We start from the raw sequence: 13,030 nt of genomic DNA, 5'->3' as shown, positions 1-13,030 counted from the left end.
CACCCTCGTCCTACTGGAAGGTTAGCGATGTTGGCCACACGCTGTGAGTGAAATGTCACGCAGAAGACCCCCGCGATCGCGAGCACGATCCGGGGGCGTGGCCATCAGCTGAAAGAGAGTTGACGACATGACCCACGCTATCGCCAGGCTGTTCGGACCGCTGCTGCGGCTCCTGATTCCTGGCCGGGGCCGCCACCGGGCGACGGGCGTTGCACCCGCCACACGTCACGTGGCCGCGTCGGTTCCGCAAGGACCACGCGCGACCGTCCCGTTGCTGCGGGGCGAGGACTGCCGGCTCGTACGCCCCTACCTGGCTGCCCACGAGCAACGCCAGGAAGCGCGGCAACAACGGGCCAGAAGCCGTGAGTTGTGGCTTGCGGTCCACGGCATCGACATCGGCCCGCGCCTGATCCACGGTATGCAGGTGACGGCGTGAGAAGCGGGGCAGGAGTGCTGCGGCTGCTGCCGTGGTCGGGGCCGGAGGGCAAGCCGTGCTACGTCTCGGGAGACGGCACGGGGTACGTCTCCCGCGCCGCCGACACCATGGAGGCGAACCAGCTCGATGTGGCTGCGGAGCTGATCGTGGAGGCGAAGTACGTACTGGCTGAGCGCGTGTGGACGCCGGGGGAACTCCACCTTCTGGCGGTCCAGTTGACCGAGTCCCTGGTGGACGTGCACCGGGTAGCCGAAAGCCGGGGTGCACGGCTGACCGTTCCGACATATGAGAATCCAGACAGCGCCAGCACCGTGAGCGACGCACCCCTGGTTGGCCGGCGACCCGACTGAGAGGTGAGGCCAATTTGGGCTTGAAGGGCTAGCCGCCCCTTCAAGCCCAACTCTCTTGCCACACAGAGTGCTGCTCACGGGCCACTACGGGCGCGTCCGCAGCGGTACAACATAGGTAAGTCGATACTGGCCGAACTTGGGCTCGGTACGGGTCGGCAATGACCCACCCGATAGCTATACACGAAGTAAGCTATCGTACCGGTGCAGGCAGGAGATCATTCATCATCCCCGCCTTCAGGTGACGCAGTTTGGTAAACTCCAACATCAAACGCTCCTGAGAACCACGTACAGCCCAGATCGAATCTGCCACGCGGCGCTGGTAGGCCATGTCGGGAATGGTCACTTCAAGAGAAGAGAACTCCGCCTTGTTAATGATCGGTGTAACCTGAAGATTGACTCGCCCCCGAGCGATTCGCATAGACTCCTCCACGGCGAGATATGCATAGCGAGAGTCTACATCGGGTGATGGAATTACAGAATTGATCTGCTGATTGGTGCAGCAGTCAAATTTAACATACCCGACTTTCCCCACCCCGAATCCGATGCACACCGCAAGGGTCGCACCACGCCTAACCTCACGCAAATTTTTAAAATACTCAGAGGAAATCAATCGCGAGAATCCTGAAACTTCGCCATCACTCGATACCTGCGATGGGGTAATCATGGGAATTCCGCCGCGTCCATCCATATTGTTCCACTCGGCGGGCGGAGTCATTCCAGTGACTACTGTGCCAAGGTCTCCAATAGTAGATGATCGGTTCCCCACGGAAATCTGACTCAGCAAGCTACGTTTCATCCCGTCCTCAATCAGCGACAACTTTGCAATCGAAGCGGAAAGCGCATCCTGTTCACGTGTCAGAGAATCAAGAACGTCTACGATCCGACGCTGCTCATTAGTCGATGGTAGCGGCACTGGCATCGCTTTGAGCTGCGACGAGTTAATGGTAGCCAGATTCGTCGTCTGCTTGGCAATGCTCAGGAAGTACGTACGCCCCTCTGGTGAGGCCAGAAAGAGGGAGAGGTACTCGGGAAGTAGATCCGAGAGATTGCAACGGACTCTGAAGATGTGGTTCTGGTAGAGGCAAGGATCCAATCGACCGTCCCAAACCGCTCCACGCCCCAGTTTGTCGAAATCCCCGCCCTCTGTGAGGAGAACATCACCCTTTCTAAGGCTGAAGCGCTCCACCTCGGACTCCAACACGCGGACGGTCTTAACGTCTCCCGTGTCGATGTAACCATCCTGAACATTCGCCACCCGTAGGTACGGGAGTTCCACGCTCGCACTCTCTGGCACTTCGCGCCCCAGAGTCACACCCCCTGCGACGGCCGCGAGGTCAGACAGCTTGCGACGGCCGACTTGCTCTTCACCCGACATAGCCGAGCTCCTTCAGGAAGCCGTCCAGCTGCTCAGCCGCTTGGGTCCGCTTAGCCTCAATGGACCGCAGAGAGCTCGCATACTTGTCCTCCCAAGTGCGGAACGACTCCACCAACTCGCGGCGGTTGCGCACTACATGTCCATCCAACTTGATTACAAGGTCGGCACGGAGGATGCCGAGGACGGCGCCCTCTTCTGCCGCCGAGTCCAGAGCCTGGCACACACGAGTGAGGCGAGGAAGCTTCTCCTCAGCCGAGGCATCGTTCGAATGTCCGTCCAGCAGGGACTCCTGAACGTCCCCCGCCCCCGACTTGGCAGTCCCCGCAGCCTTCGGCTTCCGCCCCGGCTCGACCGGCCAGAAGTCGTCCTCCAGTTCCATCACCGCCTTGCCCGCAGCAGTGCGCTCCCTCTTCAGCCTCGCCAAGTCCTTCGGGGCCAGCACCGCCTTGACCAGCTCCGGGTCCATCTCCGCGTCGTCGTCGCCCGCCTCCGCCGCCGCCTTCGCAGCCGCCAGCGCCGCCTCCGCGTCCAGCGCGGCCTTGACCCGTGCGTCCAGGTCCGCCTTCACCCGGTCCGCCGCCGCCAGTTCCGTCAGGAAGTCCGGGGCGATGGCGGCAACCACCTTGTGGCCGTACGCCTGGCGGCGCTCCGCCGCCGAGCGCTTGCGGCTACCTCCCGTGCTCGGGTTGGGCTCAGGCGCGAGCATCGTCTTGACCGTTTCGACCCAGCCGTCGATGACCCCGGCGAAGCCACTCACCGAAAGTGCCATGAGGTCGTACTTCGCCTCGTGCCACCAGCCGGCGACGGCGCCCGCGAGCGCGTACCGGTCCAGGAGGCCGACCTCAAGCAGCCGGGTACGGAACGAGGTGATCAAGTCGGCCCGCAACCGAGCGAGTTGAGCCTTGCGCTCACCTTCCGTACGGTCCTCGCCACCCTCCGCGGGGGCCAGCGCCGCGATCTGCTCCGTCTCCGACGTCCACCACTTCTCGAAGGCCTCCCACAGGACCGCCTCCCGCTTGCCCGCCAGCTCCGTCAGCCGCGCCGCGTCCGGCCGTTCGCCCTCCGGCAGGAAGTCGACGTACTCCGGGTCGCCCTCCCGCGCCGCGAACAACTCCAGCGCGTCCACCGCGTACGCGTCCAGCAGCGGCTTCTTCGCCTCGATCTCCGCGACCGGCACGCCACCCACCAGGTGTGCCCGCACATCCTGCGGCTCGGGCGGCGGCGTGTTGTCCACATAGCGCCGGATGTTCAGGTTGTCGGCGTTCTCCGCCAGCTCCGAGCGGTCGACCACCTTCGCGAAACCCTCAACGTCCTTATACGCGTGGAAGGTTGAGACGATCTTCTCGACATGCTCCGGAAGGAGCACACTCTGCGCCCGCACCGCGTGGAACTCACGGTCGGCGTTGATGAAGAGCACCTTGTCCCGCTGGTCCTGGGGCCGCTGTGCCGGCGAGCGCAGCACGATCACGCACGCCGGAATCCCCGTCCCGTAGAACAGATTCGGCGCGAGCCCGATCACAGCCTCGATCAGGCCCGCGTCCAGCAGCGCCGTACGGATACGCTGCTCGCCGCCGCCCCGGAAGAGGACGCCGTGCGGCATGACGGTGAAGACCGCACCGTTCCTCCCACGCACCATGTCCAGCATGTGCTGGAGGAACATCAGGTCGGCCTTGCCCTTCTCGGGCGCCTTCCCGTGCGGCATCCGCGTGTCGATGTGCGGCACTTCCTCCTGCTTGTAGTCCATGGAGAACGGCGGATTGCTGAGTACCAGGTCGAAATTGCCGTCCGGGTGCAGCGGGTTGGTGAGAGTGTCACCGGTCTTCAGGGAGAAGGACTTGGCACCGTGGAAGAGCATGTTCATCGTGGCCATGACCCACGACCCGCTGTTCGCGTCCTGTCCGGCGAGGAACAGATCCCCGGAGTCCTCACCGTGCTCGTCGATGTACTCCTTGGCGTGGATGAGCATTCCGCCGGAGCCGACGCACGGGTCGTAGATCCGCATTCTGCTCGTCGGCCGGGCCAGTTCGACCATCATGCGGACCACGGCACGCGGGGTGTAGAACTCGCCGCCCTTGCTGCCCGCCGTGTCCGCGAAGTCCTTGATCAGGTACTCGTAGGCGGCGCCGATCATGTCGGGGAACTCGAAGTCCTCACCGCGCAGCCGGATGCTGCCGAAGTGCTCCACCAGGGCGGCCAGCCGTTTGTCCGCGAGATGCGCCGCCGACGATCCGCTGCCTCCACCGCCGCCGATGCGGTTGAAGTTGACGTGGCTGAACAGGCCGCGCAGTTCGCCGTTTCCCTTCTGGGTCTCCAGCTTGTCGAGGGCGGGCTGGAGATAGTGCGTCGCCACCTCGTCCACCGCGCCGGCGAGCCGCTCCCAGCGGGCCTCCTCCGGTACGTAGAGGACTCCCCGCCTCCGGTAGTTCTCGTATGCTTCCGCCTCGTCCCGCACATCCTCTTCGGACAGGTTCTCCGCCCGTGCCTCGGCGATGATGACGTCACGCGCTGCTTCGAACTCGTCGTTGACTCGCTTGAGAAAGAGCAGCACGAAGATGAAGTCGCGGTATTCGGCGGCGTCCATCGTGCCGCGCAGGATGTCCGCCGCCGCGAAGAGATGGCGTTCCAGTTGCGCGAGCGTGAGCCTGGCCACGTATGGCACTCCCTGTGCGTCCGACTGTTTCCCGTCCGGTGGTTTTCCACCGGGAAGCCTACGGCTTCATCAGACGCGCCAACGCCGTGTGGTCAGTACCCGACGACGTCGAGACCTTCCTCGATGAAGCTCCACACGTCGGTGTACGGATCCCATTTGTTCTGGTCCGGGCCGCTGTGCTTGGCGTTCAACTGCTGGGCGAACTTGCGGGCGTTGTCGTACCTGTCCTTGAGCTGCTTCGGCATCACATGCTTCGCCGTTTCGGGAGAGACACTCCGAATGGTGGGTCCGTACGTCTGCGCGAAGCCGGGCTGCGCCTTGAGGCGGTCCGCCGCGCTGTCACAGACGCCGCCGAAGGTGCTGGTGTAGTTCTGGTAGTGGAGGAGTCGCCACAGTTCGAAGCAAGGGTGTGAGTACGCGATCCTCACGCGGGCCCTTTTCGCGCGGGCGAAGGCGGTCGGGATCTCCTCGTGCCGGTCGCGGTCGAAGAGACACCAGACCTGCGGCCAGTTCCAGTCGCCCTCCGTCAGTTTGGCCTTCCGCGCCGCGCGCTCGGCCGATGCGACGTACGGGATGGCCTCTTCCACCAGCGGCAGCGGTTTGCGGCGCTTGGACGGTGCGGTCAGGTTCTTGAAGATGATCTCGATCTTGTGGTCCTGGTGGGCCGCGATCCCGTGATCACGGACGTACTGGACGAATTCCGGCTCCGTGACCTCGCCCTCGGTGAGGACGTACACCTCGCGCGGACGCTCCTCGGGCCGTTGCCTCTTCGTACGCCCCGGATTGTCTCTCCCCCTGTCCCTCGCCATCAGGACCGCTCCGCCTCCCCTATCCCCGCTGCCAGCAGCTTGCGCCCGATCTGTCCTGCGGTCATTTTCGGTACGCCCCCGAACGCGCCCGCGAGGTAGGAGTCCGTGAGGTCTTCTTCCTCTCCCGGTTCCACGTCGCTCAGCGGGTAGATCTCGGTGGTGCCGCGCTTGTCCTTCTCCGTGAGCCAGATCTGGCCCGGTTCCAGCTGCCGACCGCCTCGGGGCGAGGACAGCAGCGAGGGATCGTGAGAGGTGAAGACGAGTTGTGCGCCCTTGGTGTTCGACCAGGGTGCCTGGAAGAGGCGTACGACCTCGGCCGCGAAGCGGGGGTGCAGACTGGCATCCAGTTCGTCGATCAGCAGGACCGCCCCGTTGTCCAGAGCGAGGAGGAGAGGGCCGATCAGTGCGAACCAGGAGCGGGTGCCGAAGGACTCACGTTTCCAGTCGAGGGAGACTGGATCCTCGCTGCCGCCCGCGTGCAGCAGACGCACGACGGGCGCCTTGCCCGGCTGCTCTTCCACCTCGGTTCCCGTGATGCCCAGATCGGCGACGCGCAGCAGCTCCTCGACGCGTTCCCTGGAGTCCGCGTCGAGCAGTTGGCGGGCCGTGAACGCCTCACGCTGCGCGATCTCCGTCTCAGGGGTGACGTCCCAGAGGTTCTGCTGGAACCAGCTGTAGATACGGGTGAGTTGAGGGTGGTTGTCGTTGGCCGCACGGGAGAGGAGCAGGGCGTCCGGCCGGGTGGTACGGGCGAGGAGTGCGCGGTCCTGGATCCGCTCACCGGGGAAGTCGAAAACGCTTGGACGGGTGGCGTCGCGGTCGAGCCAGACCTGCCGTCGCCCCTTCGGGTAGGCGTGCAGCCACTCGGCCTCGACCCGTCTGTCACCCAGCTCGAAGCCGTACGTCCAGCGCACGCCGTCTTCGAGCACGAAGTCGGCTTCGTAGAAGGTGCTTTCCGCGGCGGCCTTCGGATCGAGCGCAAACACCTCGCGGGGGATGCCCTGGTACGAAGTCCATTGCGCGTAGGAGCTGAGGACGGCTTCGCGCATCTTCCTCAGGGCGAAGATCAAATTGGACTTGCCTGAGGCGTTCGCGCCGAAGATTCCGAGGAGCGGATAGACCTGGAGCCGCTTCCCGTCCGACAGCTCGACCGTCCGCGCGACGTCCGACTCCTCACCCTGCGGTACGACGAAGGACAGCTCCTGCTCGTCCCGCAGCGACCGTACGTTCGCCGCGCGGAATCTCAGCAGCATGCCGTCCTCCTCTCGTCGCGCACAGAGTATCCGCGTGATCGCGGGCGCGCCTACCGGACGCTCACACCAGCCTGCGCGCCGTCGCCCACCGGGTCAGTTCGTGGCGGTTGGAGAGCTGTAGCTTGCGCAGCACCGCCGAGACGTGCGACTCGACCGTCTTCACCGAGATGAAGAGCTGCTTCGCGATCTCCTTGTAGGCGTAGCCGCGCGCGATCAGCCGCAGCACCTCGCGCTCGCGCTGTGTGAGGCGGTCCATGTCCTCGTCCACCGGCGGCGCGTCCGTCGACGCGAATGCGTCGAGTACGAAGCCCGCCAGCCGCGGCGAGAAGACCGCGTCGCCGTCCTGGACCCGGAAGATCGAGTCCACCAGGTCCGTGCCGGTGATCGTCTTGGTGACATAGCCGCGCGCACCGCCGCGGATCACGCCGATCACGTCCTCCGCCGCGTCGGACACCGACAGCGCCAGGAAGCGCACCGGATCCTCGGCCGCCGCCATCAGCGGCGCGCAGCGGCGCAGAACCTCCACCCCGCCGCCGCCGGGGAGGTGGACGTCGAGCAGGACGACCTCGGGGCGGGTGGCGGTGATGACCGTGACCGCCTGGTCGACGTCGGCGGCCTCGCCGACGACCTCCACGCCCGTGGTCGCGGTCTGCCCGATCTCGGCCTGGACACCGGTGCGGAACATCCGGTGGTCGTCGACCAGCACCACCCGCACCCGCCTGCCCCCGGCCTCTCCCCCGCCGTCGCCGCTCGTGCCGGTCGTCCCGCTGGTGCCGGTCATGCGTCCGCCGCCCTCTCCATCTCAAGCTCCACTTCCGTGCCCCCGTCGGGCGCCGAACGCACCCTCGCCGTACCGCCGTTGCGTTCCATCCGGCCGAAGATCGACTCCCGTACGCCCATCCTGTCGTCGGGCACCGCGTCCAGATCGAACCCGGGCCCGCGGTCCCGTACCGAGACGAAGACCGTCCGGCCCTCGACCTCCGCGTAGACCTGCACGGCGCCTCCCTCGCCACCGTACTTGGCGGCGTTCACCATTGCCTCGCGTGCTGCCTGCATCTGTGCGGCCAGTTTCTCGTCGAGCGGGCAGTCGCCGACCACCACGACCTCGATGGGGACTCCGTGGTAGTCCTCCACCTCGGCGGCGGTCGCCTTCACGGCCTCGGCGAGGGTGTCGGGTTCGTTCTCCTCGTCCTTGCCGGTGCCTTCGGGCTTGTAGAGCCAGGCACGCAGCTCCCGCTCCTGCGCGCGGGCGAGCCGCCGGACCTCGCCGCCGTCGTCCGCGTTGCGCTGTATCAGCGTGAGCGTGTGCAGGACGGAGTCGTGGACGTGCGCGGCGACCTCGGCGCGTTCCTGGGCGCGGATGCGCATCAGGCGCTCGTCGGACAGGTCCTGGGTCATCCGCACGAGCCAGGGGCCGGCGAGCAGCGCGACTCCGGCAACGACGGCGATGGCCGCCGTCAGGACGTTGCCGAGCTGGGCCGCCGAGCCGCGTACGACCATGAAGACGGTCAGCCCCATGCCGACGAGGGCGACACCGGCGAGCCCGCGCGCGATCTGGAATATCCTGCGGCGCCTGCTGTCCGTCGAGAGCGAGGCCCACTGGGCGCGGCGGGCGTTGTCGGCCTGGCGCCACACCAGGACGACGCCGGCGCCGATGAGCAGCGTCGGCCAGATGTAGTTGCCCGCCCCGCCGCGCCCCAGGTCGGCGCTGGCGACGAAGACGGTCCCGACGACGAACAGGGCGATGATCGCGAAGGTCTGTCCCCGGTCGGGCTTGCGGAGCCGCCGCCGCCCGTCGCCCGTCGTCTCGAAGAGCGGGCGCGTCTCGGTGGGGGTGCCGCCCACGCCGAGCGGCACGACGATCCAGAAGATGGCGTACAGCAACGCCCCGAGCCCCTGCGCCAGGAACAGCGCCAGGAAGACGAGGCGCACCCAGCCGACCGGCAGCCCCAGATGGCCCGCGAGCCCGCGTGCGACGCCGCCGAGCAGTCTGCCGTCCGCGCTGCGGTAGAGCTTGCGCAGGGGCTGCTCGTCGGCCCCCGGTGCCGTCCCCGACGCCCGGCTCCTGCTCCGGGGCGCGCTCGACGGCCCCGCGCCCGAGGACGACGAGGAGGACGACGGGGGCGGGGTTGGCGTGGCGACCGGCATGCCACTGATGGTCACACGGCGGCGCGGGCCGTGGCATCAGGGCTGCGCCCTGAGAGCGGCCCCGAGAACGACCCTGACACCCCCCGGCCGGCCCCGGCGGAATATCAGGGACGGGCCAGGGTCGGCACGGGTGGAGACCGGGCGGACGGGCGGTCACCATGGAGCCATGACTCAGTCCGCCCCGCACACCTCGACGCAGCCGCCGCAGCCGCGGCCTCCTCAGTTGGTGCGCGCGCCGCGGCAGAAGGTGGTGGCGGGCGTCTGCGGCGGGCTGGGGCGCTACTGCGACCTGGACCCGGTCATCTTCCGGATCGTCATCGTCGTGCTCACGCTGACCGGTGGGATCGGCCTGATCTTCTACGGCTTCGCCTGGCTGCTCGTCCCGCTCGACGGCGAGGACGACAACGAGCTGCGCCGGCTGCTGTCGGGCCGCGTCGACGGCGCCTCCCTGATCGCCGTGCTGCTCGCGCTCGTGGGCTGCGGTCTGTTCCTGTCGATGCTCAACAACGGCGAGACGCTGGGCTTCGCCACGCTGCTGTCGATCGCCACGATCGGCGCGGCGGTCTGGTCGCAGCGGCGGTACACCACCGCGCAGGAGGGCGGCCCGCTCGACCCGGGGACGGCGGCGGCGGTGGCCGAGGCGCCCCCGGAGACGAAGGCGCCGCCGACGCCGGGCAGTCCGTCGTGGTGGCGCGACCCGATCGTCAAGGACGGTACGACGGGTCACCCGTCACCGTCCGGGTATCTGTGGGGTCCGGACGACGAGGCCGACGACGCGCGGCGTGGCTCCAAGCGCCGGGGCGCGGGCGGGCGGAAGTCGTCCGGGCACTCCTGCGGGCGGCAGGGACCGCGCGGGATCGGCGGGCGGGTCTTCCTGCTGGCGCTGCTCGCCGGCGGCGTCGCGCTGAGGCTGTCGTGGGACTCCCAGCCGCTCGGTACGAGCCTCCAGACCGGCCTCGCCGCCGCGCTGGGTGTGTTCGGTCTCGGGCTCGCGGTGAGCGCCTTCCTGGGACGTACGGGCTTCGGCACGATCTTCCTCACCGTCGTCACCGCGGGGCTGCTCGCGGGCTCGGCGGCCATCCCGAAGGACATCGGCACGCAGTGGGTCCGCACGACCTGGAGTCCGGCGGCCGTCGCGTCGGTGGCGCCGGTGTACGAGCTGGGCACCGGGGTCGGGAAGCTCGACCTGACCGCCGTCGGCGTCCCGGCGGGCGACACCCTCCGTACGAGGGCGGAGGTCGGCGCCGGGAAGCTGAAGGTCGTCGTGCCGCGCGACGTGACCCTGAAGGTCCACGCGGAGGCGGGGCTCGGCGACATCCGGCTCCCCGGCGAGCCGCCGAACGACATCGATCTCTCCCCCGCACAGGAGCGGACGCGTACGGTGGCCCCGCCCAAGGGCGTGAAGCCCGCGGGCACACTGGACATCCGGCTCGAAGTCGGCGTCGGACAGGTGGAGGTGACCCGTGCCGCTGCATGAGTTCAAACCGGGCAAGCTGGTGGCCGGCCTGGCCGTGCTGGGCGCGGCCACCGTCTTCGCCGGTGACGCGGGGGGCTGGTGGGACGCCCCCTGGTTCGTGATGGTCCCGATCATCTGCGGCGGCCTGTGTCTGGCCTCCGCCGTCTCGCTGGTGGACTACCGCATCCGGCGCCGTCGGTCGGCCAGGGCCGCGTCCAGGGAGAGCACCGAGGCGCCGGCGAGCACGAGCGGCAGCCAGGCCATGAGGTAGGCGAGGTCGTTGCCGTAGTAGTAGGGCTCCGTCTGCCAGCTCACGGTCAGCCACAGGCTCAGTGAGATCAGCGCGCCGCCGAACGCCGCGAGCCGGGCCAGCAGCCCGACGAGGGTGCCGAGGCCGACGGCCACCTCGCCGATGCCGATGGCGTAACCGAAGCCCTCGGGGCTCTTGAGGGAGAGGTCGACGAGCGCGGGAACGGCGGAGTTGTCGCGCACGCTCCTCATCAGCTCGCCGACGGAGCCGGGCCCGGTCGCCGACATGAAGGCGCCGTCGGTGAGTTTGTCGAGTCCGGCGTATATGAAGGTCACTCCGAGGAAGATCCGCAGCGGCACCAGGGCGTACCTCGTCGCCGTGTCCTTCCAGCCCTGCCCCTCACCGCCGATCGTCCCGAAGGTGTCTGTCCGGTATCCGTGCGCCATCGCGCGCCTGCCTTTCCGCCGCCCACGTCGCTCGCAGAGCTTGATTGTGCCCGCGTGCCTCGTACATGCATACGGATGGGACGCAGCTCGCGCTCAGCGGATGCCTCCGGGCCCGGCAGGTCAGTCCAGGACGTCGATGGACATCCGGTTCGTCTCGACGCCGGCGGCCGTCACGACCTGCACGTCGAGGCGTCCGGGCTCGACGTCCACCGGCACGGGCACGGTGAGCACCGTGTCCGACGGGTTCCGGAAGCCGCCGGGGACCGGGATCAGCGGTACGTGGACATGGACGGGCCCGATCCGTACGACCATCGCGCCGAGCCGGTCCGGCGTGCCCGCGCCGGGCGGCACGAAGCCCGTCCCCCGGATCTCGATGTCGTCACCGGTACGGATCGGCGCGTCCAAGTCCCCGGCCTCCCTGGCCCGGACGACCGACAGCACCACCGGACGGCCGCACTCCGCCCACTTCGCCGCGAAGTACGTCGCGGCGGAGACCGTCACCAGCAGGGCGAGCGCCCACGGCAGGTCGGGCAGTTGCTCGGGGCGGCGGGCCAGGCGTACGGCCGAGAAGAGCACGGCGACGGCCGTCACCAGCGTGTACTGGACGTCGGCGAAGCTGCCGCGCCCGGCGTCGTCGCAGAGCAGGTCGGCGAGGCGCGGACGCTCGGCCCGTACCTTCTGCAGGCGCCGGTCGGCGACGCGTACGCCCACCACGCGGCGGACGACGACGGCGATCGCGCACACCACGGCAAGCACGGTCAACATGCCCGCGCCACGGGCGAGTTCGAGCCCGGCGATCAGTTCGTCGCGGGTCCCGTGGTCGGACGCGCCGGCGAGCTGGAGCGCGAGCACCAGCACGGCGAAGACGAGCAGCAGCACCCACGCGGAGGCGACGGTGCGGGAGGTCGACAGCCGGTTGTCCTCGCCGATGACCGGGGCGAGGAGCCCGCCGCGCGTACGGTGCAGCCTGGCCGCGCCGGTCAGCAGTCCGGCGACGGCGAGGGCGGCGACGAGCCCCGCCGTACGGGCGACGCTCCAGCCCGCGCCGATCGCGGTCCCGGCCAGCGCGAGCGCGAACACCGCGAGGCCTCCCCACACCACGATCAGCGTGTGCCGCCAGACGGCCAGCAGCCATGCCTCGCCCGCCTCGCGGCTGCGGTCGGCGACGGCGCGCGCGGACTGGGTGAGTTCGTCGGACACCCACTGCCGGGACGCGCCCGGGGAGTGGGCGAGCGCGGCGGGCAGGCCGTGTCCGGCCGCGAACTCCTCCCGTTTGGCGTGGAACGCGGCGACCGCCAGCCGATGCCCCTCGGGAGCACCGACCGGGCAGTTCCCGCAGGTACAGCCCCCGCCGTGGGTGCCTTGTCCCACCACTTGCACCGTCACGCCGAATGCCGCCTTCCCCGCCCCGCACCCGTGGATCCTGTTGGGTGAACTTCCTTGCTGTGACTGGGAATTGTGCCGTATCCGGGAGGGTGTCAGACGCCGAGGACGAGATACGCGAAGCCGAGGTAACCCCGGTAGCCGCCGTGATAGCCCTCCCGGTGCCGGGCGGCGGTGGCGCGGGCGTCCGCGCGCAGTGGATGGTCCGGGTTCTCCAGGGCCCAGCGCTCGCCCCAGCCGGCCCGGCCGCTGGACTCCAAGACGTCCCATTCGCGCTGGTCGGCGACGGTCGTACGCAGCGGGGCGAAGCCGGCGTCGGCGGCGGCCCGGACCAGATCGTCCAGCGAGCCGAATTACGATGCTGTGGAAATAGCGCTGCGGACTCGCGAAAACCAGGCTCCCGTCGATCAGCTCCGTGTGTGGCGGGAGGCCGGGCAGCGTCAGTAGGTCGCCCATGGTGTAACCATCCTGAGG

The 13,030-nt window shown here is 68.4% G+C and carries 13 protein-coding genes; 4 read left to right on the top strand and 9 right to left on the bottom strand.

Translation table 11 applies throughout. The annotated features are described in order from the left end of the window. Positions 1-127: 127 nt before the first annotated feature. Positions 128-436 (top strand): hypothetical protein, encoded by a 309-nt coding sequence (locus tag SSPS47_RS21085; RefSeq protein ID WP_164252429.1) that lies wholly within the window; start codon positions 128-130, stop codon positions 434-436. Beyond that, positions 433-786: a hypothetical protein gene (locus SSPS47_RS21080; RefSeq protein WP_164252428.1), complete on the top strand. Its 354-nt coding sequence runs from the start codon at positions 433-435 to the stop codon at positions 784-786. Before SSPS47_RS21085 ends, SSPS47_RS21080 begins: the two co-directional genes overlap by 4 nt. Before the next feature lie 190 nt (positions 787-976). Here the strand turns inward: SSPS47_RS21080 and SSPS47_RS21075 are convergent, their stop codons facing one another. From SSPS47_RS21075 to SSPS47_RS21050, 6 genes are all read right to left on the bottom strand, one after another. Then, positions 977-2,161, bottom strand: a complete 1,185-nt coding sequence (locus SSPS47_RS21075; protein ID WP_164252427.1) for a restriction endonuclease subunit S — start codon at positions 2,159-2,161, stop codon at positions 977-979. Further along, positions 2,151-4,811: a class I SAM-dependent DNA methyltransferase gene (locus tag SSPS47_RS36015; RefSeq protein WP_164252426.1), complete on the bottom strand. Its 2,661-nt coding sequence runs from the start codon at positions 4,809-4,811 to the stop codon at positions 2,151-2,153. The genes SSPS47_RS21075 and SSPS47_RS36015 overlap by 11 nt, the downstream gene beginning before the upstream one ends. Before the next feature lie 92 nt (positions 4,812-4,903). Then, positions 4,904-5,620, bottom strand: coding sequence for an RloB family protein (locus SSPS47_RS21065; protein ID WP_164252425.1), 717 nt, complete (start codon positions 5,618-5,620; stop codon positions 4,904-4,906). Beyond that, a complete protein-coding gene (locus tag SSPS47_RS21060) occupies positions 5,620-6,873 on the bottom strand; it encodes an ATP-binding protein (RefSeq protein ID WP_164252424.1) in 1,254 nt (417 codons plus the stop codon). Before SSPS47_RS21060 ends, SSPS47_RS21065 begins: the two co-directional genes overlap by 1 nt. 61 nt (positions 6,874-6,934) lie before the next feature. Continuing rightward, positions 6,935-7,654, bottom strand: a complete 720-nt coding sequence (locus SSPS47_RS21055) for a response regulator transcription factor (protein WP_164252423.1) — start codon at positions 7,652-7,654, stop codon at positions 6,935-6,937. Beyond that, positions 7,651-9,021 carry an ATP-binding protein gene (locus SSPS47_RS21050; RefSeq protein ID WP_147874280.1) on the bottom strand — a complete coding sequence of 457 codons (1,371 nt, stop codon included), beginning with the start codon at positions 9,019-9,021 and terminating at the stop codon, positions 7,651-7,653. Before SSPS47_RS21050 ends, SSPS47_RS21055 begins: the two co-directional genes overlap by 4 nt. Positions 9,022-9,187: 166 nt before the next feature. On the opposite strand from SSPS47_RS21050, the gene SSPS47_RS21045 reads away from it, so the two are divergent. After that, positions 9,188-10,498, top strand: coding sequence for a PspC domain-containing protein (locus SSPS47_RS21045; RefSeq protein WP_164252421.1), 1,311 nt, complete (start codon positions 9,188-9,190; stop codon positions 10,496-10,498). After that, positions 10,485-10,748 (top strand): hypothetical protein, encoded by a 264-nt coding sequence (locus SSPS47_RS21040; protein ID WP_147874282.1) that lies wholly within the window; start codon positions 10,485-10,487, stop codon positions 10,746-10,748. The genes SSPS47_RS21045 and SSPS47_RS21040 overlap by 14 nt, the downstream gene beginning before the upstream one ends. On the opposite strand, the gene SSPS47_RS21035 is transcribed toward SSPS47_RS21040, so the two are convergent. The 3 genes from SSPS47_RS21035 to SSPS47_RS21025 all read right to left on the bottom strand — a co-directional run bounded on the left by SSPS47_RS21035 (position 10,655) and on the right by SSPS47_RS21025 (position 12,816). Beyond that, positions 10,655-11,173 carry a DoxX family protein gene (locus SSPS47_RS21035; RefSeq protein ID WP_164252419.1) on the bottom strand — a complete coding sequence of 173 codons (519 nt, stop codon included), beginning with the start codon at positions 11,171-11,173 and terminating at the stop codon, positions 10,655-10,657. The genes SSPS47_RS21040 and SSPS47_RS21035 overlap by 94 nt on opposite strands. 120 nt (positions 11,174-11,293) lie before the next feature. Then, complete coding sequence (locus SSPS47_RS21030) at positions 11,294-12,559, bottom strand: hypothetical protein (protein WP_164252417.1); 1,266 nt, start codon at positions 12,557-12,559, stop codon at positions 11,294-11,296. A 92-nt stretch (positions 12,560-12,651) separates the two neighbouring features. Further along, entirely contained in the window at positions 12,652-12,816 is a 165-nt protein-coding gene (locus SSPS47_RS21025) for a hypothetical protein (RefSeq protein ID WP_164252415.1), read from the bottom strand. Positions 12,817-13,030: the final 214 nt, after the last annotated feature.

The organism is Streptomyces sp. S4.7 (genome assembly GCF_010384365.1).
In the GTDB taxonomy this organism is placed as follows: domain Bacteria; phylum Actinomycetota; class Actinomycetes; order Streptomycetales; family Streptomycetaceae; genus Streptomyces.
This window is presented reverse-complemented; position numbering and strand designations above follow the sequence as displayed.

Excerpts from the sequence above, each read along its gene's own strand:
- SSPS47_RS21085 (WP_164252429.1), top strand. The coding sequence starts at position 128 with ATGACCCACGCTATCGCCAGGCTGTTCGGACCGCTGCTGCGGCTCCTG.
- SSPS47_RS21075 (WP_164252427.1), bottom strand. The coding sequence starts at position 2,161 with ATGTCGGGTGAAGAGCAAGTCGGCCGTCGCAAGCTGTCTGACCTCGCG.
- SSPS47_RS21065 (WP_164252425.1), bottom strand. The coding sequence starts at position 5,620 with ATGGCGAGGGACAGGGGGAGAGACAATCCGGGGCGTACGAAGAGGCAA.
- SSPS47_RS21060 (WP_164252424.1), bottom strand. The coding sequence starts at position 6,873 with ATGCTGCTGAGATTCCGCGCGGCGAACGTACGGTCGCTGCGGGACGAG.
- SSPS47_RS21055 (WP_164252423.1), bottom strand. The coding sequence starts at position 7,654 with ATGACCGGCACCAGCGGGACGACCGGCACGAGCGGCGACGGCGGGGGA.
- SSPS47_RS21050 (WP_147874280.1), bottom strand. The coding sequence starts at position 9,021 with ATGCCGGTCGCCACGCCAACCCCGCCCCCGTCGTCCTCCTCGTCGTCC.
- SSPS47_RS21045 (WP_164252421.1), top strand. The coding sequence starts at position 9,188 with ATGACTCAGTCCGCCCCGCACACCTCGACGCAGCCGCCGCAGCCGCGG.
- SSPS47_RS21035 (WP_164252419.1), bottom strand. The coding sequence starts at position 11,173 with ATGGCGCACGGATACCGGACAGACACCTTCGGGACGATCGGCGGTGAG.